This is a genomic window from Ignavibacteriota bacterium, assembly GCA_016708125.1.
Taxonomy (GTDB): domain Bacteria; phylum Bacteroidota; class Ignavibacteria; order Ignavibacteriales; family Melioribacteraceae.
Genome location: JADJGF010000001.1, coordinates 428,281 through 448,330 on the forward strand (window position 1 = coordinate 428,281; position 20,050 = coordinate 448,330).

General features: G+C 29.3%; 17 protein-coding genes. 12 read left to right on the forward strand and 5 right to left on the reverse strand.

The window, feature by feature from the left end; translation table 11 throughout:
* Positions 1-27: 27 nt before the first annotated feature.
* Positions 28-609: a sigma-70 family RNA polymerase sigma factor gene (locus tag IPH62_02075; GenBank protein ID MBK7104053.1), complete on the reverse strand. Its 582-nt coding sequence runs from the start codon at positions 607-609 to the stop codon at positions 28-30.
* A 199-nt stretch (positions 610-808) separates the two neighbouring features.
* On the opposite strand from IPH62_02075, the gene IPH62_02080 reads away from it, so the two are divergent.
* The 5 genes from IPH62_02080 (at position 809) to ppk1 (ending at position 6,465) form a co-directional block, all read left to right on the forward strand.
* Positions 809-1,144 (forward strand): STAS domain-containing protein, encoded by a 336-nt coding sequence (locus IPH62_02080; GenBank protein ID MBK7104054.1) that lies wholly within the window; start codon positions 809-811, stop codon positions 1,142-1,144.
* A gap of 130 nt (positions 1,145-1,274) precedes the next feature.
* The gene (locus tag IPH62_02085; GenBank protein ID MBK7104055.1) at positions 1,275-2,543 is read left to right on the forward strand and encodes an adenylosuccinate synthase; all 1,269 of its coding nucleotides are present in this window, start codon (positions 1,275-1,277) and stop codon (positions 2,541-2,543) included.
* A 100-nt stretch (positions 2,544-2,643) separates the two neighbouring features.
* A complete protein-coding gene (locus tag IPH62_02090) occupies positions 2,644-3,867 on the forward strand; it encodes a HAMP domain-containing histidine kinase (GenBank protein MBK7104056.1) in 1,224 nt (407 codons plus the stop codon).
* Positions 3,864-4,358: a dCMP deaminase gene (locus IPH62_02095; protein ID MBK7104057.1), complete on the forward strand. Its 495-nt coding sequence runs from the start codon at positions 3,864-3,866 to the stop codon at positions 4,356-4,358. Before IPH62_02090 ends, IPH62_02095 begins: the two co-directional genes overlap by 4 nt.
* The gene (gene ppk1 / locus IPH62_02100) at positions 4,351-6,465 is read left to right on the forward strand and encodes a polyphosphate kinase 1 (GenBank protein MBK7104058.1); all 2,115 of its coding nucleotides are present in this window, start codon (positions 4,351-4,353) and stop codon (positions 6,463-6,465) included. Before IPH62_02095 ends, ppk1 begins: the two co-directional genes overlap by 8 nt.
* 13 nt (positions 6,466-6,478) lie before the next feature.
* On the opposite strand, the gene IPH62_02105 is transcribed toward ppk1, so the two are convergent.
* The 4 genes from IPH62_02105 to IPH62_02120 are packed head-to-tail and all read right to left on the reverse strand — an operon-like array spanning position 6,479 to position 10,405.
* The gene (locus IPH62_02105; protein MBK7104059.1) at positions 6,479-7,912 is read right to left on the reverse strand and encodes a ferrous iron transporter B; all 1,434 of its coding nucleotides are present in this window, start codon (positions 7,910-7,912) and stop codon (positions 6,479-6,481) included.
* Positions 7,909-8,712, reverse strand: a complete 804-nt coding sequence (locus tag IPH62_02110; protein ID MBK7104060.1) for a 50S ribosome-binding GTPase — start codon at positions 8,710-8,712, stop codon at positions 7,909-7,911. The genes IPH62_02105 and IPH62_02110 overlap by 4 nt, the downstream gene beginning before the upstream one ends.
* A 3-nt stretch (positions 8,713-8,715) precedes the next feature.
* Complete coding sequence (locus IPH62_02115; GenBank protein MBK7104061.1) at positions 8,716-9,744, reverse strand: DtxR family transcriptional regulator; 1,029 nt, start codon at positions 9,742-9,744, stop codon at positions 8,716-8,718.
* Positions 9,728-10,405, reverse strand: coding sequence for a metal-dependent transcriptional regulator (locus tag IPH62_02120; protein MBK7104062.1), 678 nt, complete (start codon positions 10,403-10,405; stop codon positions 9,728-9,730). The genes IPH62_02115 and IPH62_02120 overlap by 17 nt, the downstream gene beginning before the upstream one ends.
* A gap of 148 nt (positions 10,406-10,553) precedes the next feature.
* On the opposite strand from IPH62_02120, the gene IPH62_02125 reads away from it, so the two are divergent.
* The 7 genes from IPH62_02125 (at position 10,554) to IPH62_02155 (ending at position 20,049) form a co-directional block, all read left to right on the forward strand.
* Positions 10,554-11,405, forward strand: coding sequence for an Mrp/NBP35 family ATP-binding protein (locus IPH62_02125; GenBank protein MBK7104063.1), 852 nt, complete (start codon positions 10,554-10,556; stop codon positions 11,403-11,405).
* A complete protein-coding gene (locus tag IPH62_02130; protein MBK7104064.1) occupies positions 11,406-11,642 on the forward strand; it encodes a NifU family protein in 237 nt (78 codons plus the stop codon).
* A 12-nt stretch (positions 11,643-11,654) separates the two neighbouring features.
* Positions 11,655-12,410, forward strand: a complete 756-nt coding sequence (locus IPH62_02135) for a triose-phosphate isomerase (protein MBK7104065.1) — start codon at positions 11,655-11,657, stop codon at positions 12,408-12,410.
* Positions 12,411-12,552: 142 nt separating this feature from the next.
* Positions 12,553-15,126, forward strand: coding sequence for a hypothetical protein (locus IPH62_02140; protein ID MBK7104066.1), 2,574 nt, complete (start codon positions 12,553-12,555; stop codon positions 15,124-15,126).
* An 11-nt stretch (positions 15,127-15,137) separates the two neighbouring features.
* Positions 15,138-18,725, forward strand: coding sequence for a chromosome segregation protein SMC (smc, locus tag IPH62_02145; GenBank protein ID MBK7104067.1), 3,588 nt, complete (start codon positions 15,138-15,140; stop codon positions 18,723-18,725).
* Positions 18,725-19,456 carry an MtnX-like HAD-IB family phosphatase gene (locus tag IPH62_02150; GenBank protein ID MBK7104068.1) on the forward strand — a complete coding sequence of 244 codons (732 nt, stop codon included), beginning with the start codon at positions 18,725-18,727 and terminating at the stop codon, positions 19,454-19,456. Before smc ends, IPH62_02150 begins: the two co-directional genes overlap by 1 nt.
* A 2-nt stretch (positions 19,457-19,458) precedes the next feature.
* Positions 19,459-20,049 carry an isoprenylcysteine carboxylmethyltransferase family protein gene (locus tag IPH62_02155; GenBank protein MBK7104069.1) on the forward strand — a complete coding sequence of 197 codons (591 nt, stop codon included), beginning with the start codon at positions 19,459-19,461 and terminating at the stop codon, positions 20,047-20,049.
* The last annotated feature ends 1 nt before the right edge of the window (position 20,050 follow it).

Sequence of the window (20,050 nt, forward strand, 5' to 3'; positions counted from 1 at the left end):
CTTACCCAATTTTTTCTGAGATAATTTTTATCCTCTAATTTCATCTTTATACGGTTCAAGAATAATCTTCAAAGTTTCACGTGCTCTAAAAATCCTTGATTTTATTGTTCCAACTTCACACTCAAGTTTTTCTGCAATTTCTTGATAACTATATCCATCAATATCTCTAAGTATTAGCGGAGTTTTCAATTTATCCGGAAGTTTCAAAATTGCTTTCTGCACAATTTTCTGTAAATCAAAATTATCGTTATCGGTTTTGCCGCGCTTTTCATAATCATTATCATCTATTGGAACAAAAATACTTCTTACTTTTTTCTTTCTTAAATAATCTCTGCACTTGTTAACCGTTATTCTATAAAGCCAAGTTGTAAATTTTGATTCAAACCGAAATTCTTTCAGCTTGTGATAAACATTTATAAAAACATCTTGTGAAATGTCATCAACATAATCGACATCGCCCAAAGTTAAAAAAACTAAATTTCTAACTTTATCTTTGTGCTTTTGAATCAATTCCGTAAAAGCTCTTTCGTCGCCTTGTTTGAATTTCTCAATTATCGGGAAATCATCATCAAGGATATTATTTAATTCTGTTTCTTCTGAGTTCAAAATTTAGACGATGTTTATTGATAGAAAGTTCTATAATTATAAATATGGATTTTATTCATTATTTATAAATATATAAAAATGTAACCACAAATAAACTTTAAGAATAACAATACTTTTAATGATTTTAAGCATTTTTTAATAAACTTTTCTTGATTTAAAAATTACTTATAACTAATTTACCAACAAATAATTAGGAGCAAAGATGAGAATAAAAACTTCTGAAAAATATTCAGCAGTCGTAATTGAATTTAAAGGGAACGTTATTGGCGGTCCGGAAGCTGAAGAATTTAGCAAACTTTTGCATAGTTATTTAGATGAAGGTAAAAAAAATGTTGTTGTTGATTTAAGCAGCGTAAAATTTATGAACAGTTCCGGTTTGGGAATGTTAATAAGCGGATTTACAACAATGAAAAACGGCGGCGGTTCTCTTAAACTTGCAAGAGCTACAGAAAAAATTAATAGTCTTCTTGTAATTACAAAATTAATTACAATTTTTGATAACTTTGATTCTGTTGATGAAGCTGTAAAAAGTTTCTAATTTTTTTTTATAAATAAAATATTTTTACCCCAAATTATTTTAAATAATTTGGGTTATTTTTTGTCTTTTTTGCAATTTTGAAAATTAAGCAAATCTCACTATTATATTTTAATTACTTTGAGGAAAATTTATGAGTGTGTCAATTGTTGTCGGAAGTCAATGGGGCGATGAAGGAAAAGGAAAAGTTGTTGATTTATTAGGTTCTAATGTTGATATTGTTGTTCGTTATCAAGGCGGTGCAAATGCGGGACACACAATTAAAATTGGCGATAAACAATATATTTTTCATTTAATTCCATCCGGAATTTTACATCCAAATGTAATTTGCGTAATTGGAAACGGTGTTGTAATTGAGCCAAAAGCATTATTGGATGAATTGGAAATGCTGCATCAAAACGGAATTGATTTTGAAGGTAGATTATTTATTAGTCACAATGCACATTTAATAATGCCGTATCATAAATTAATTGATTCAATTAATGAACAAGGGAATTCCAAAATTGGAACAACCGGAAGAGGAATTGGTCCGTGCTACATTGATAAATATGCGAGAAGAGGAATTAGAATTGCAGACCTATTAGATAAAAAGGAACTCAAAATAAAAATCAAAAAAAATCTTGATGAAAAAAATAATTTGCTTAAAAATATTTATCATCATGAAGAATTAAATATTGATGAAATAATTGATGAACTAATTTCTTTTGATAAAAAAATTGATAAATATATTACAGATACTGCGGAATATTTAAATGACGCAATTGTTAAAAATAAATCAATATTACTTGAAGGAGCGCAAGGAGCTTTGCTTGATGTTGATCACGGAACTTATCCTTACGTAACTTCTTCAAATCCAACTTCCGGCGGAGCTTGTACCGGAACTGGAATTCCTCCAACAAAAATTACAGATGTGATTGGAATTGTTAAAGCATATACAACACGTGTTGGTTTGGGTCCATTTCCTACCGAATTATTTGATGAAGACGGTGAAAATTTACGAAAAATCGGAGCAGAATTTGGCGCAACAACCGGAAGAGCTAGAAGATGCGGTTGGTTTGATGCATTCCTCGTAAATTATTCCAGAAAAATTAATGGAATTGAAAGAGTTGTAATTACCAAACTTGATGTACTTGGACATTTTGATGAAATTAAAGTCTGCACCGGCTATGAATTAAACGGAAAAAAATTAAAATATTTCCCAACTTCATCCGCTGAATTGAATAATGTCATTCCAATATACACAACTTTAAAAGGATGGAAATCAGATATTTCCGAAATAAAAAATTATGATGATCTTCCTGTTGAAGCAAAGGAATATTTAACTTTTATTTCGGTTCAATGCGGTTTTGAAATTAAATATATTTCCGTTGGTCCCAAAAGATCTCAAACAATTGAACTTTGATAAAAGATATTTCATAATAACTTTTAAAACATCCGCATATTTATTAGTTTTCAATAGAATTATTTTAAACTAAAAATTTTCTACATTCTAAAAATGTTATATGAATTTTAAACTTGTTTTACTTGTTATTGCTTTAGCAATTACTGCTGGAACATTTTACTACACACAATCACTTGTAAACGAATTACAAAAAAGAGAAATTCAAGTAGCAGAACTTTACGCCAACACTCTTGAATTTATTGCAAATCCAAATTCTGATAATAATGCAGATTTAACTTTCATTTTTGAAAATATAATTAAGAGAATTAATTTCCCTTTAATTTTAACTGATACAAGCGGAATTCCAATAAGCGGAAGTCAAGGAGCTGGAATTAAAAATATTGATATTGATTCAAATCTAACACAACTAGAAATTGATGCTTTTTTAATTAACAAAGTAAAAGAATTAGCAACTGTGCATAATCCTATAAATGTTTCTTTTAAAGATTTGGACGGTAAAGAAAAAGTTTTTAACAAAATTTATTTTGGAAATTCCGTTTTAATTCAAAAGTTAAAATATTATCCTTTTCTTCAAGTTTTATTTGCAATATTGTTTCTAACAATTTCCTACATCAGTTTTAGTTATGTTAAAAGAACTGAGCAAAGTAATATTTGGGTCGGAATGGCAAAGGAAATTGCTCATCAATTGGGAACACCGATTTCAAGCTTAATGGGCTGGACGGAATTACTAAAACTTAAATATCAAAAACCGGAAGAAGTTGTAAATGTTGCCAACGAAATGGAAAGTGATCTAACACGTTTGAATAAAATTACAAATCGATTTTCTAAAATTGGTTCAAAACCTGTACTTAAAAAAAATGATTTAAATGATGTAATAAAATCGGTATTAAAATATTTTGAGAAACGACTTCCTCAAACGGGCAAAGATGTTGAGCTGATTTACCTAAATAATAAATCAATATTATTAAATTTAAATGCTTCACTTTTTGAATGGGTTATTGAAAATTTAATTAAAAATTCCATTGATGCAATTGGAAGTAAGAAAGGTAAAATTTTAGTTTCCGTTGTAGAGAAGGAAAACACAATCGAAATTGAAGTTACAGATAATGGAAAAGGTATAAATCCTAAAAACAGAAAAGATGTTTTTAAACCCGGTTATAGTACAAAAAGCAGAGGCTGGGGTTTGGGTTTAAGTTTATCAAAAAGAATTATTGAAGATTATCATAAAGGAAAACTTTTACTAAAATCTTCAATTCCTAATGAAGGAACAACGTTTTTACTTATTCTAAATAAAAATATATTAAAAGTTCAGGAAGAATTATGAGTTACTCAAGACCATCTTGGGATGAATATTTTTTAAAGTTGGCAATGCTGGTTTCGGAAAGAGCAACTTGTCCAAGAATGCATTGCGGCTGCGTTTTAGTTAGAGATAAAAGAATATTAGCAACCGGATATAATGGATCAATTCCCGGTGATTCTCATTGCGAAGATGACGGCTGTATGATTGTGGATAATCATTGTGTTAGAACAATTCATGCAGAAATGAATGCAATAATTCAATGTTCAATTCACGGAGTAAGCACGCTTGGCGCAACTGCATATATTACAAATATGCCTTGTACAAACTGTTCAAAAGCTTTAATTGCAGCGGGAATTAAGGAAATTGTTATTTTTTCCGATTATCATGATACAAAAGCTGAAGAATTCTTTAAAATTGCAAATGTTGAAATTAGACGATTGGAAATTCCGAAAAATTCTATTAATTATGATTTGAAAAATTATTCTTCCGCAAAGGAAATTAAGAAAGATGAGTAAAATGTCGAATGATATTTTTCAAAAATATTTCAAAGCCGAAAATTTTATAAATAGAGATTTAAGCTGGCTCGAATTTAACAAACGAGTTTTAGAAGAAGCTTTAAATCCAAAATTACCTCTGCTTGATAAAATAAAATTTATCTCAATATTTTTTACAAATCTTGATGAATTTTATATGATCAGAGTTTCTGGTTTAAAAGAACAAATCAGAGCCAATATAATTACCGCAACAATTGATGGATTAACGCCGTTTCAAGAATTAAGAGCAATTGATAAAGAAGTTAAAAGTTTATTAACCTTAATTGATGAACTTTGGAAAAACACTATTATTCCGGATTTAACAAAAAACAATATTATAATTTCAAAATTAGTTGACTTACCCAAAAATGAACAAGAAGCTTTAAGTCAATATTTTCACAATGAAATTTTTCCGGTTTTAACTCCTCTGGCATTTGATCCCGGAAGACCTTTTCCATACATATCAAACTTAAGTTTGAGTTTTGCAGTATTAATTTCAAACTCAAAAAAAGAAAAACATTTTGCTCGTATAAAAATCCCAAATATTTTACCAAGACTTTTAAGAGTTGATAAAATACTTTATCCAAATCAGCCAAAAAAGAATGGAAAACTTGCTGCCAAGTTTGTTTGGATTGATGATTTAATAAAACAAAATCTGCACTTTTTATTTCCGGGTATTAATATTGAATGCTCACATCTTTTTAGAATTACAAGAAACACAGATATAAGTATTCAAGAAGATGAAGCCGATGATTTGCTTCAAGTAATTGAAGAAAATATTAAACAAAGAAAATTTGGTTCTGTTGTAAGGTTGGAAGTTGAAAAAGAAATTCCAAATTTTATGATAGAAACCTTCATTGAAAATTTAAATATTACCACAACTGATATACATTTTATCGATGGTCCGCTTGGTTTAAGTCAAATAATGGAATTGTATAGTTTACCATTTCATCATTTAAAGGAAACACCTTATCAGCCAAAACCGTTTATAAATTTTGATGAAAATGAAAATATGTTTTCCATTTTAAGAAAAGGAGATGTTCTACTTCATCATCCGTATGATTCATTTACACCGGTTATTGATTTCATAAAATCTGCATCGCAAGATCCTGATGTTTTAGCTATTAAGCAGACATTATATAGGGTTGGGCAAGATTCTCCGATTGTTAAATATTTGATAGAGGCAGCGGAAAGAAGAAAACAAGTTGCTGTTCTTGTAGAATTAAAAGCAAGATTTGACGAAGAAAATAATATTTTCTGGGCAAGAGAGCTTGAAAAAGCTGGTGTTCATGTTGTTTATGGTTTAGTAGGATTAAAAACTCACGCAAAAATGACAATGGTTGTGAGACGCGAAAGTGACGGAGTTAAAAGATATGTTCATTTAAGTACCGGAAATTATAATGCTTCGACAGCTAAGTTATATACTGACTTTGGATTATTCACATCAGATAAAGAAATTTGTGAAGATGTTTCGGAAGTTTTCAATTATCTAACTGGTTATTCAGAAAAAAGCGAATTTAAAAAATTATTTGTATCGCCCATAAATACGCGTACTAAAATTATCAATTTAATTAAGCGTGAAATTGAAAATGTAAAAAACGGCGGCGAAGGTTATTTAATTTTCAAATTTAATTCGCTTGTCGATAACTCAATAATTGCCGCTTTATATGAAGCTTCACAAAATGGAGTTAAGATTGATTTAATTATTAGAGGAATTTGTTGTTTAAAACCTCAAGTAAAAGGATTAAGTGAAAATATAAATGTGAGAAGTATAATTGGAAGATTTCTTGAGCATAGCCGAATTTATTATTTCTTCAATAACGGTAACAAAGAAATGTATTTAAGCAGCGCCGATTTAATGCCAAGAAATTTAGACAGACGAGTTGAAACGACTTTCCCTATTGAGAATAAGGAAATTAAAGAAAATATTTTGAAAAATGTTCTGCAAGTATTTTTGAATGATAACACCAAAACAAGAATTTTAAATTCCGATGGTGATTATTCTAGAATTTATCCATCTGAAGGTGAAGAAGAAATTTCTGTTCAAGAAATTTTAATGAAAGGTAATTCTCTATATTCGTTAAAATAAATTTATTTCTTTACTAAAATAATCTATAAACTTGAGCAACCAAAAAACAAACTGTTAATCCCAAAACTACTGGGAAAATAGTTGAAAATATCGTCCACTTTAAACTTCCCGTTTCCTTATAGATTGTATAAATAGTAGTTGAGCACGGATTATGAATTAAACTAAATAACATAAGATTAATTCCGGTTAAAACTGTCCAGCCACCGGCTTTTAAAATTTCACCAGTTTCATTTACGGAATCAAGTTCAAACATTACTCCCGAGCCGGAACCAGCATCAACAATTCCTGCACTCATTACCGTTAACATTAAAATAGTTGGAATTACAATTTCATTTGCGGGAATTGCAATAATATATGCAAGTAAAATTACTCCATTTAATCCAATAAATAATGCAAATGGATCAGTAAAAACAATAAAATATTCGGCCAGAGAAATTTCATTTACATTAATATTTGCAACTAACCAAATTACCATTCCAGCCGGAACAGCGAAAACAATTGCTCGCCACAAAACAAAAATTGTTCTATCAACTAATGAAGTATAAAGTGTTTGTAAAATTCTTGGCGGTCTATACGGCGGAAGTTCTAAACTAAAAGCAGAAGCCTCACCTTTTAAAACTGTTCTCGATAAAGTCCAAGAAATTACTAAACTTAAAAAAATTCCTAAAAGCGCAACTCCAACTACAGCCGATGCAGAAGCCAAACTTGCCAAATTTGGTGGAACTAAACCCCCAATAAAAATTGATGCTATCAAAATTTGCGTTGGCCATCTCCCGTTACACAATGAAAAATTATTTGTAATTATTGCTATTAATCTTTCTCTCGGACTATCAATAACTCTTGCCGCAATTACTCCAGCAGCATTGCAACCAAATCCCATACTCATTGTTAAAGCTTGTTTTCCATGAGCGCCGGCTTTCTGAAAAAGTTTATCCATATTAAACGCAACTCTTGGTAAATATCCAAAATCTTCTAACAATGTAAATAGTGGAAAAAATATTGCCATTGGCGGAAGCATTACGCTGATTACCCAAGCCATTGCAAGGTAAGCGCCATCAATAAAAAGTCCATCTATAAAATGAGGAATTCCAATTGATAACGATGCACTTTTTAGAATTGGATGAATTTTATCAATAAGAAATTCTGCAATTAATCCGGAAGGATAATTTGCGCCTTGTATTGTTAACCAAAATACAATTGCTAAAAGAAAAAACATAATTGGGAATCCCAGTAATCTGCTTGTAACAATTTTATCTAATGAAACTTCCCATTCTGTTCTTAATTTATTTTTTTCATTAATTATTGATTTTGTTGCAATCAAATTTGCATCACTAAAAATGGATTCGGTAATTGAATCATGTAAGTTTTCACCCAAATCCCATCTTAGTGAATCGGCATAATTTAGTAAATCAATATTTTTATTTGAACTATTTTTTACATCATTCATACTGCTTCACCAATCTGATTTGAAGAAAGAATTCCAATATTTCCAATTTCACCGGATTTTACAGCATCAATAATTGTTTGATCACCTTCAAGTAATCTTATTGCAACCCATCTTGCATTTGGCAAATCAGGAAAAACATTTTTGATTCTTTCACTTAATTGATCAATAGTTATATTGATTTTTTTTGAATATCCTTTAACTCTATGCGGAACACAAACATATTCCCCTTTTGCAACTTGATGAATATATTCCAACAACTGATTCATTCCTGTTCTGCTTCTTGCAGAAGTTGCAACCACCGGAATTCCTAATTGTTTTGATAATTCTCGTTCATTTATTTTTATTTTTTTTCGTTCGGCTTCGTCAATTAAATTAAGACATATAATTGCTCTATTTGTAATTTCTAAAATTTGAAGAACTAAATTTAAATTGCGTTCAAGTTTTGTAGAATCAACAACAATTACAGTTACATCAGGCTGACCGAATAAAATAAAATTTCTTGCAACTTCTTCATCAGCGCTTGTGGAAAGTAAAGAATAAGTCCCAGGTAAATCAACAATTTTATATTTATTTTCATTGAATTCAAATCCGCCTTCTGCTCGCGTAACTGTTTTTCCGGGCCAATTTCCGGTGTGTTGCCTTAATCCCGTTAGATTATTAAAAATTGTACTTTTTCCTGTATTGGGATTTCCTGCCAAAGCAACAACATAATTGAAACCGTGCATATCAACGCCTAATTTTATTAGGTTTGCTAAGTTATGTGCCGGGCAATTTGCGCAATCACTTTTTGTATTTGTCATTTTTTAACCAACATTTTTAAGAATTACTTGTTTTGCATGATCTTTTCGCAAAGCCACAATTGTATCTTTTACAACAAACGCAATAGGGTCATTCAACGGACTTTTCATCAAAACAGAAATTTTTGCTCCCGGAACAATTCCAAAATCTAACAATCTTCTTCTTTGCTGTCCTCTACACTCCGGAAGAATTTGTAAAATTTCACCTTCTTCACCGGTTTTCAAGCTTAATAAATCTTTATGAAGTTCTTCTATAAACTCTTTTTGCTCAGCTAATTCAACATGAATATTTGATGCAATAAGCGGTGTAATATTTTTTTCTATTCCGTCTGAAATAATTATTAATTTCTTATTTGATTTACTGAGAAGTTTAATAACTTTTCCGGGATAAAGTTTTTCGTCAATTAAATTCATGTAAATTGATTTTGGCTCATCTTCAATATGTAATATTTTTACTGTATCACCAGCTTTAATTTCATTTAAAGAAATACCTTTTTTTTCCGGTAAAATTCCATCATTTGTCGGAATTGGATCACCGTGCGGATCAAATTTAGGATTACCAATTTTTGCAGATAATAAATCAGCTTCGGCTGGTGTCATGAAATGTTCTATCAATTCTGCCTGCTCATGCCAATCTAATTCTTTCGTTCCAATTTCATCGGCTAAATAACTTTCCCATAATCTGTGAACTCTAATTATTCGAAGTGCATATTGTTTACCGGATCCTGTAAGTAAAATTCCCTGATCATTTATTTCAATTAAATTTAGTTTTTTTAATTTTGAAACAATATGGGATGCGCTATCGGTTGAGATTCTTAAATTTCCGGCAATACTATTTAAGGTTGGTTTTAATTTGTGATACTCATAATCAAAAATATGTTTTAATGCATCTTCAAGCTGAACTTTTTTATTCGAGATTTTAAATTTTTTATACTTTGCAAAAATTCCTTTTTGCGGATAAAAAACAATTAAACTTAAGAATAGTATGATTATAAATATTGTTAATGAAATTATAGGACTAATTGTCATTATCATTTTCAATCTCTCTCACAAAAATATTTTCAATAATTTTTTCACTAAGCATTTGCTTAGTTTTATTAATATTGATTAAAATTGAACCATCAAAATTTATTTTATCTAAAATTGAAATTTCTTTATTAAGCGAAATACTAATTTTTGATAAATATTTCATCAGTTCATCAGATTTATCATTTACCCGCACAATTAAATATTTTTTATTGATGCTGCATTCCTTCATTGGAATATCATCTTTAACCGCACGAAATTCCCCCCTTTTATTCGGGATTGGTTCGCCATGCGGATCAAGGCTTGGGAAATTCAAATGCTCATCAATCTTATCAATCAAATTTATTGTAGTACAATGTTCTAATTTTTCAGCTTCAGCGTGAACTTCATCCCAAGATAATCCTAAAGTTTCGATAAGAAATAATTCCCACAATCTATGTTTACGAATAACATCAATTGCAATTTTTTTTCCCTTGGCTAATAATTTTATTCCCTTAAACTTTCTGTATTCAATATAACCTTGCTGCGATAATTTATTTGCCATCTCTGAAATTGCAGCTTTAGAAACATTTAGTTCTTTTGCCAATTCTGATGAAGTTATCATTTTCCCATTTAAACTATTCTGCATGAAAATGGTTTTTAAATAATTTTCTTTTGATATTGTTGCCATAATTATTATAAAGTTAGGTATACTTAATTTTAAAGTCAAGTATATTTTATTTCTCTTAATCAAGTTTGCTAAATCTTAGTAACTTGGTTATCAAACTCCTAATTCCTATTTTTACTTTATTATTATTAAAAATTTAGAAAGAAATTTTATGGCAGAAAATTTAAGCGGACAAATTGGAACATTACACACAAAACTTTTACCTAATGTAAAATATACTATTGCTGTTGCAAGTGGAAAAGGCGGCGTTGGGAAAAGTACAGTATCAGTAAATTTAGCATTAGCTTTATCTAAATTAGGTGCAAAAGTTGGATTATTAGATGCTGATATTTACGGACCGAGCATTCCTTTAATGATGGGAATTACCGGAAAACCGAAAATTTATCAAAATGAGGGAACGAACAAAATGGTTCCTTTAGAAAATTATGGAATAAAATTAATGTCAATCGGATTTTTAATTGATGATGATAATCCCGTAATTTGGCGCGGACCAATGGCGAGCGGCGCATTAAAGCAATTTATGTCTGATGTTGATTGGGGAGAATTGGATTATCTAATTTACGATTTACCACCTGGAACCGGAGATATTCAATTGACTTTAGTGCAGACAATTCCTTTAACTGGTGCAATAATTGTTACAACTCCTCAAGAAGTATCTTTAATTGATGCTAAAAAAGGTTTAAAAATGTTTGAAAAAGTAAATGTTCCGGTTTACGGAATTATTGAAAATATGAGTTATTTCATTGCACCGGATACTGGAAATAAATATAATATTTTTGGATCTGGCGGCGGAAAAAGTTTAGCCAACGAACTTAACTCAAGGTTTCTTGGCGGAATTCCGATTGATCCAAGAATTTGTGAAGGCGGAGATAACGGAAAACCAATTGTTCAAGTTTTACCGGAAAGTGAAGAATCACAAATAATAATTGGAATTGCACAAAATTTAATAACATCCGTAGAAACAAATGCTGCATCGGCTTCTGATATAGAAATTGAATTATAAATGATACAGATTGATAAGAATATTATTTTACAAACTTTAGAATCAATTAGACCATTTCTCAATGAAGATAATGGCGATATTGAATTTGTAAATATTACCGAAGACGGAATTGTTGAAGTTAAGCTTCTTGGCGCATGTGCAGATTGCCCAATGTCAACAATGACTTTGAGAGCCGGTGTTGAACGGGCTTTGTTAAAAGCGATTCCACAAATAAAAAGAGTTGAATCAATAAATTAAATTTGGAGTAAAATGAGAAAGTACATTATTGCCGGAAATTGGAAAATGAACAAAAATTTATCTGAAGCAATACAATTAGTTTCAGATTTGAAAACTGAATTGGATGGTAAAACGATAAACGCCGAAGTTATAGTTGCACCAACTTTTATAGCTTTAGAAGCTGTAAAATCTTTAATTAAAGGAACTTCAATAAAATTAAGTGCACAAAATATGCATTCTTCAGATTCAGGCGCTTTTACGGGAGAAATTTCCGCAGATATGTTAAAAAGTGTTGGATGTGAATATGTTATTCTTGGTCATTCCGAACGAAGAACAATTTTTGGTGAAACCGATGAATTTATAAATCAAAAAGTTAAACAAGCATTAAAAAATAATTTAATTCCTATTTTATGCTGCGGTGAATCTTTAGAAGAAAGAGAAAACGGTACAACTTTTAAAGTAGTAGAATCTCAAATAAGAGCATGTTTAAGCGGTTTATCAGACGAAGAAATTAAAAATGTTGTAATTGCTTATGAACCAATTTGGGCTATTGGAACCGGTAAAACCGCTTCTCCAGAGCAAGCTCAAGAAGTTCATGAATTTATTAGAACTTTGCTGACAAATTTAACAAACGCAGAAATAGCTTCAGAAATTACAATTCAATATGGCGGAAGCGTAAATGCAAAAAACGCAAAAGAATTATTATCCAAACCGGATATTGATGGCGCATTAGTCGGCGGCGCTTGTTTAAAAGCAGATTCTTTTAGAGATATTATTCTAAGTGTGTAATTTTTTTAGGGGTAAATTTAATTTTACCCCTAATTCTTCTAACTTATTGTAATAAAATAAGTTAACAAATACATATCGAATTGATTTCGCCTCTTTTTTTTAGTATATTTTCAAACTATTTTAATACTAATATTTTACTTAAATGTTAAAAAAATATCTTCCTCTTTTCATTATTTTATTATTCCAAACAAATTTAATAGCTCAATTTAAAATTGATCAGCTTCCATCTGATTTAGATCAGTTAAGAGATTCATTATTTCTTGGAATAACGAAGACAAGAACAATCCAAAATTTGAATAATTCTTGGAAGGTTTTTTTTGTTGATGAGCCGGAAAATTTTAGTGAAGTTTCTTTTCCGCTGAAGTTCACTTCCCAAAAAACTGTAATTTTTGAAAAAGAATTTTCAATTGCTGCTGATAAACTTGCCAAAAATTTAATTCAACTGAATTTTTTAGGATTGAATTATTCGGCTGAAATATTTCTCAACAATGCTACAATTTATAAACACGCAGGCGGTGAAATTCCATTCACAATTGATTTAGCTGAGAATTTGCTGAATTATGATGTGCCCAATATTCTAAGAATAAAAATTCAATATGATTTAAATTCCGAAAGTACTATTCCGCTTTTGCAAAGATTTTTATTCCCGACAAATTTTGGCGGAATTTTCAGAGATGTTTATTTATCGTTCAAACCCAAATTGGGAATAAGAGAAATCTTTTATAAAGTTGAGGATGATGTAAGTCCGTATAAAAATAAAATTGATTTTACGGTTGAGTTAGAAAATTTATCAAAAATAATTTCAGATTCTACAATTCAAAATTATGATGGAAATTTAAAACTTCAGACTTCAGTAAAATTAAATTTTGATACCTCTGCGGTTTTTTATAATATCTGGAATATTACTCCAAATAACCGTAAAACAGATTTCTCAATTCGTTTACAAAACGTTGTAAACTGGAATCCCAAATTACCAAGATCATATGTTGTTACAATAAAATTAACAAACAATAGCGGTTATGTTTTTGATGAATATGTAAAAAGTATTGCTCTCCCAAATGTTAAAAAATCAAATAAATCACTTACAATTGGCGAAAATACTTTTATTATAAAAGGAGTAACTTATATTCGATCAAACATTGAATCGGTTTCTAGTTTTAAAAGAATTGAGAAAGATATAAAAGCAATTAAAGAAGCAGGATTTAATACGGTTAGATTTAGCAGATCAATTCCTCATCCTTATGCTGTTTATCTTTGCGAGAAATATGGAATGTTCTCCTTATTGGAATTGCCAGTTAATTCTGTTCCGGAGAATTTTACAAATGATATAAATTTTAGAAGTAGAGCAAATTCTTATTTAAGCAGAACAATTAAATATTATGATAAGTTTAATACGGTTATTGCATATGGCGCTGGCGGATCTTATATAAGATCATCAAAAAGTCATTCGGATTTTATTACTTCAATAAATAAATTGATAAAATCCTCTTCGCAAAATAAATTAACCTATTCATCATTCATTGGAAATATTAATGGCAATGTAATTGATGGATTAGATTTATACGGAATTGAAATTTATGATGAAGATCCGGCTTTATTTATTGGGAAATATTCAAACGAGACCTTCAACGATTCATCGTTCTATTTTATAAGTGAAGCAACTTATCCAACTTACAAAGGCGGAACAAACGGATATTTAAATAATTTTTCATTTGAAGGACAAGCTAAATTTTTTGATGGAATAATTGATATAACAAACGAATCAAATTTAAAAGGATTTGTTTTAAACAGCATGTTTGATTTTAAAGGAGATTTTGCACCATTCTATGCCGGATTTAATAAAGAAAATAATTATTCAATTGGAATTCTTTCTCAAAATGAAGACGGATCTCGATTAAGTTATAACGTAATAAAATCAAGATTAACTTCAGAATCAAAAACTTCCATACCGATTGGAAACAGCAGTGAAGATGCGCCTTTAATTTTTATTATTGCAGCGTTGTTAAATTCAATAATTATTGCTTTACTCATAAATTCAAAAAGAAAATTTAGAGAAGACACAACAAGAGCTTTATTGCGTCCTTATAATTTTTACGCAGATATTAGAGACCAAAGAATATTAACTGGGTTTCATTCAAACATTTTAATGTTTTTATTAGCGGGTTCAAACGCATTATTGTTAACAATAATTCTATATCACTTAAAATCAAATATCCTTTTTGAAAAAATTATTATTGCATTTGGCAGTTATAAATTCAGTTCAATAATTTCATATTTAGCTTGGAACCCGGAAGAAGCATTTGTTTATCTATATATTGCAACAATTACAGCATTTATTTTATTGAGTTTTATTTATCATGCTTCTTCATTTTTTGTAAAGACAAGGGTTTTATTTTCAAGTGTATATTCGGTTGCAATTTGGGCATTTCTTCCATTGGCATTGTTAGTACCGGTTGAAACTATTCTCTATAAAATTTTACAGATGGATATTTACAATTACATAATTTATGGAATTATAATTCTTTTCATAATTTGGAATATTCAAAGATTTCTAAAAGGAATATATGTAATATTTGATGTAAGACCTTTCTTTGTTTATCTGTTCAGTTTCAGCGTGTTTTTTCTAATAACATTTATTCTTGTAGTTTATTTGCAATATTTCACAAACACAATTGATTACATAAGTTTAGCTCTCAAACAGTTTTCTCTGCTATAAAGGAAAAATATTTGCATTTATCCAAAATTGAAATATTCGGATTTAAATCATTTGCCAATAAAACTGTAGTAGATTTTACGCGCGGCATTACCGGAATTGTTGGTCCAAACGGTTGCGGCAAAACTAATATTGTGGATGCAATTAGATGGTGCTTAGGCGAACAGAAAAGCAGCACTCTAAGAAGTGATAAAATGGAAAACGTAATTTTTAATGGAACAAGAACTAAAAAGCCAATGGGAATGGCGGAAGTTTCTTTAACCATTATGAATGATAAAGGAATTCTTCCGACTGATTTTTCTGAAGTTACAATTACAAGAAGAATTTTCAGATCCGGTGAAAGTGAATATTTGCTGAATAAAAATATTTGTCGACTTAAAGACATTACCAATCTTTTTATGGATACCGGAATGGGAACAAATGCTTATTCCGTAATTGAATTAAAAATGATTGAAATTATTTTAAGTAACCGTGCGGAAGAAAGAAGAAAAATGTTTGAAGAAGCTGCCGGTGTAAACAAATATAAACTCCGCAGAAGACTTTCTTTAAATAAACTTGATGAAGTAAAAAAAGATTTAACACGAGTTAATGATATTGTTTCCGAAGTTGATAAAAATGTAAAATCCTTAGAACGCCAAGCGAAAAAAGCTGATAGATATAATCAGCTTCAAACTGAATTGCGCGAATTAGAAATTGGTTTAGCCGAAAGAGAATTTTATTTTTTCTCAAATCAGTTAAATAATTTTAAAAATGATTCTGAAATTCTTTTAAATCAAAAAGATGAAATTGATAATCAGAGAAGAGAAATTGAATCGCAGTTGATTCAACTTAGACAAGAAATAAGTTTGGTAGAAAGTTCTTACCGAGAAAAATCAAATTTTATTTCTCAGCTGACAGAAAAAATATTTAACCTCAATAAAAATATTTCCGTCTCACAAGAACGAACAAAATCTCTTCAAAATAATATTGGCAGATTTGAAAACAATATTGAAGATTATACAATTGAAAAAGAAGATGCAGATCAAAATATAATTGACTATTCGCAAAAATTAAATCAGTTGAATAATGATTTAATTGAAAAAGAAAAAATTGTTGCGGAAAATAAAATTCTTCTTGATAAAAAAAGAAATGAACTTTTTTCAAATAGAGAAATTTATAAAACAAAATTTGAGCTATTTAATAATTCCCAAAAAGAATTTTCTTCAATAGAAAATAAAATTTCGAATAATTCAAATTCAATTGAACAGTTCAATCAAACTTTAGCAAAGCTGAATAATAATATTCAATCAATTACGTCAAGCATTGCAAAAAGCGTTGGTTATTTGGAAGATTTGGAAAATGAAAAAATTCAAGTTGAACAAAAGTTCAAAGAATCCGAACAAATTTATGCAAAGAATTTACAGTTAAAAGAAAATTTGGAAAAAGAAATTTCCGAACTTAGAGTTAGAGAGTTAGAAGAAAAAGGCAACATCAATAATGTAAAAGATAAAATTGAATTCTTCCAGAATTTGATAAATAATTTGGAAGGAGTTTCTCAAGGCTCAAAGGCTTTGATTGAAAGCGAAGGCTGGACGACAAAAGATAAATTTATTTTAGCAGATGTTGGTTTGCCAAAAGAAGAATTCAGATTTGTAATTGAAACAATTTTGAAAAATGTGCTGAACAATATTTTGATTGATTCTATTGATGATTTAAAATCTGCAATCGATTATTTGAAAAAAAATCAATTGGGAAAAGCTTATTTCTTAATAAAAGAAAATTCTAAAAATAAAGGTTTCCTAAAAAAGTTAAATAAAATTTCAATTTCAAGAAAATCTAAAAAGATTGAAAAAGATGCTGATTTTATAAGCTGGGCAAACAGTTTGATTGAAGTCGAACCAAAATGGAAAGAATATTTTGATCAAAGTTTAGCGCAAACAGCAATAATGAAAACTTTGGACAGCGCTTTAAATTTAATTAAAATTTTTCCCGAATTTAATTTCATTACGCTTGAAGGAGATTATATTACGAGTTCCGGAATTGTTGAAGCCGGCTCTTCGGAAAATTTGGAAGATTCGCTTTTCGGAAGAAGAAAATTATTGGAAGATTTGAAAAATGAATATCCGAAATTAGAAAATAATTTGAGTAAGCTCAGAAATTTTATCGAGCAAAAAGAAGAAGAATCTTCAAGAATTAATTTGAAAATTATTTCTGATCAAGGAAAAATTTTACTTAGCGAAATAAATAATATTGAAAAACAAATTTCTCAATTGGAGTACGAAAAAGGTAAATCGGCAAATGATATTGAACGTATTCAAAATGATATTCAAGAAAGTGTTGCAGGATTAAATTCAACCGAAAATGAACTGTCAAATTTAAATTCACTTTTTGATGAAAAGAAATCTCAAATCAGCAGTCTAAGTGATGAATTAAATAGTTTTGAAAACTTCCTTAAAGAACATGAAGAAGGTTTTTCAAAATTTCAATCAGAATTTAATTCAATGCAAATTACTTTGGAGCGTTTAAAAGGTGAAAATAGGAATATTACTAATTTGTTAAATAATTCAACTGAATCCAGCAATTCGCTTTCAAAAACAATTGAAAAACTTTTACAAGAAATCAGCAATTCGCAAAATGAAATTAATTCAATCGGATCAATGATTGAAGATACTCAAGCCGAATATGATGAAATAAATTCGGAGAAAATTACAAACTCCGAGCAACTAACTAAAATTGAAAATGAATTATTTGAGAAAAAAAATAATTCATCAGAACTTGAGCATAAATTAAATGCAGTAAGAAATGAACGACAAAATATTTCAGATAGAATTCATCAAATTCAAGTAAAGGAAAATGAAATATCAATTCGTTTCGAAAATCTTGTTAATCACATTAAAGATGAATACAGTATTCAGCTTGAGAAAAAAGAGTTTGAAGATATTGAGACTTTTAATTTCAAATCAGCATCCGAAGAAGTTCATTCATTTAAAGAAAAATTAAAAAATTTGGGACCGATAAATCTCTTGGCTTATTCAGAATATGAAGAAGAAAATGAGAGATTGAAATTTTTGGAACAGCAAAGAAATGATTTAGTAAATTCCGAAAAAGATTTAATCAGTACAATTAAAGAAATAAATGAATCTGCAGAAACAATTTTTATGGAAACATTTGCTCTAATAAGAGAAAACTTCCAAAAAATATTTCAATCTGTTTTTAATCCCGGCGATGAAGCAGATTTAATTCTTGAAGAAGGTGTTGATCCATTAGAAGCAAAAATAGAAATTATAGCAAAACCAAAAGGTAAACGCCCAACTGGTATTGAACTTTTATCCGGAGGAGAAAAAACCTTAACGGCAACTGCACTATTGTTTGCAATTTATTTAGTTAAGCCAAGTCCTTTCTGTATTATGGACGAAGTTGATGCTCCGCTTGATGATGCAAACATCGATAGATTTACAAAATTACTTAAAGATTTTAGCGATAATACGCAATTTATTATTGTAACTCATAATAAGCGAACAATGGAAGCAGCAGAAAATATGTACGGTGTTACGATTCAGGAAGAAGGAATCTCAAAATTAGTTGGTGTTCAATTTAACGAAGAAATTAGTGTTTCGGCATAATGCAAAACTTACAAAATAAAAAATTTAATATTTATATAGATTTTGACGGAACCATCACCAATATTGATGTTGGCGAACATATGTTCCTTAAATTCGGTGAACCAAAAAAATGCCAAAGTGTAATTAATGAATGGGTTGATGGAAAAATTAGTTCCGTAAAAGTATGGATTGAATTATGCAAAACCGTAAAGGATTTTAATGAAACAGAGTTTGATAAATTTTTAGATGAAGTTGAATTAGATCCTTATTTTCTTGAATTTGTTGAATATTGTAAAACAAATAATTTTTCTGTTACAATTTTAAGCGATGGTTTAGATTATTACATCAATAAAATATCGCGAAAATTTAAATTTGATGATTTGAAAATTTATTCTAATAAACTCGTGATAGATGAAAATAATTCGCTCATTCCCTCTTTCCCTTATGGAGATGAGGAATGTAAAGATTGTGCAAATTGCAAAAGAAATCATATTCTCAATTCTTCAAGTGAGGAAGATATAAATATTTATATTGGCGATGGATATTCCGATACTTGCGCAGCTCAACATTGTGATTATATATTTGCAAAAAGATCACTTCTAAAATATTGTGAGAAAAATAGAATTCCGTATTTCCCATTTAACAATTTTAATGATGTTTTGAAAATTGTAACTCAGTTAGCGAATAAGAAAAAAATTAAAAAAAGACATCAAGCATCTTTGAAAAGACGAGATGCATTTATGCAAGGATAATGATGACAATAACAAAACAGTTAGGAAAAATTTTATTTAAGAACAGAAGTTATACTCCCATTCCATTTGTAATTTTGATGATTATTTTTCAAAAGGCAACACTAGCAAGTATTTTAATTGGATTTGCAGTTGTCGTAATCGGTGAACTTTTCAGATATTGGGGAGTTGTTTATGCCGGAAGTGCAACACGAACTACATCCGGAGTTGGTGCAAATCAGTTAATTGTTAGCGGTGCATTCGCTCACTTGAGAAATCCGCTTTACCTCGGAAATATTTTGATCTATTTGGGAATTGGAATAATGTCAATGGCGTTATTTCCATATCTTCAAATAATTGCATTGGCATTTTTTATTTTTCAATATTTTTTCATAATTGCTGAAGAAGAAGAATTTCTTACAAAAACTTTTGGTAAGAAATATGAAGAATATAAAATCAATGTTCCAAAATTATTTCCAAGAATTTCTGCGTATAAAACTAAAGATACAAAAAATCAACCGTTGAAATTGAAAGCTGGATTAAAATCAGAACGACGAACATTACAAGCAATTGTAATTATTTCTTTAATAATTATTTTTACATTTATTTTTAGTTAAT

Excerpts from the sequence above, each read along its gene's own strand:
- IPH62_02080 (MBK7104054.1), top strand. The coding sequence starts at position 809 with ATGAGAATAAAAACTTCTGAAAAATATTCAGCAGTCGTAATTGAATTT.
- IPH62_02085 (MBK7104055.1), top strand. The coding sequence starts at position 1,275 with ATGAGTGTGTCAATTGTTGTCGGAAGTCAATGGGGCGATGAAGGAAAA.
- IPH62_02090 (MBK7104056.1), top strand. The coding sequence starts at position 2,644 with ATGAATTTTAAACTTGTTTTACTTGTTATTGCTTTAGCAATTACTGCT.
- IPH62_02095 (MBK7104057.1), top strand. The coding sequence starts at position 3,864 with ATGAGTTACTCAAGACCATCTTGGGATGAATATTTTTTAAAGTTGGCA.
- ppk1 (MBK7104058.1), top strand. The coding sequence starts at position 4,351 with ATGAGTAAAATGTCGAATGATATTTTTCAAAAATATTTCAAAGCCGAA.
- IPH62_02105 (MBK7104059.1), bottom strand. The coding sequence starts at position 7,912 with ATGAATGATGTAAAAAATAGTTCAAATAAAAATATTGATTTACTAAAT.
- IPH62_02110 (MBK7104060.1), bottom strand. The coding sequence starts at position 8,712 with ATGACAAATACAAAAAGTGATTGCGCAAATTGCCCGGCACATAACTTA.
- IPH62_02115 (MBK7104061.1), bottom strand. The coding sequence starts at position 9,744 with ATGATAATGACAATTAGTCCTATAATTTCATTAACAATATTTATAATC.
- IPH62_02120 (MBK7104062.1), bottom strand. The coding sequence starts at position 10,405 with ATGGCAACAATATCAAAAGAAAATTATTTAAAAACCATTTTCATGCAG.
- IPH62_02125 (MBK7104063.1), top strand. The coding sequence starts at position 10,554 with ATGGCAGAAAATTTAAGCGGACAAATTGGAACATTACACACAAAACTT.
- IPH62_02130 (MBK7104064.1), top strand. The coding sequence starts at position 11,406 with ATGATACAGATTGATAAGAATATTATTTTACAAACTTTAGAATCAATT.
- IPH62_02135 (MBK7104065.1), top strand. The coding sequence starts at position 11,655 with ATGAGAAAGTACATTATTGCCGGAAATTGGAAAATGAACAAAAATTTA.
- IPH62_02140 (MBK7104066.1), top strand. The coding sequence starts at position 12,553 with ATGTTAAAAAAATATCTTCCTCTTTTCATTATTTTATTATTCCAAACA.
- IPH62_02150 (MBK7104068.1), top strand. The coding sequence starts at position 18,725 with ATGCAAAACTTACAAAATAAAAAATTTAATATTTATATAGATTTTGAC.
- IPH62_02155 (MBK7104069.1), top strand. The coding sequence starts at position 19,459 with ATGACAATAACAAAACAGTTAGGAAAAATTTTATTTAAGAACAGAAGT.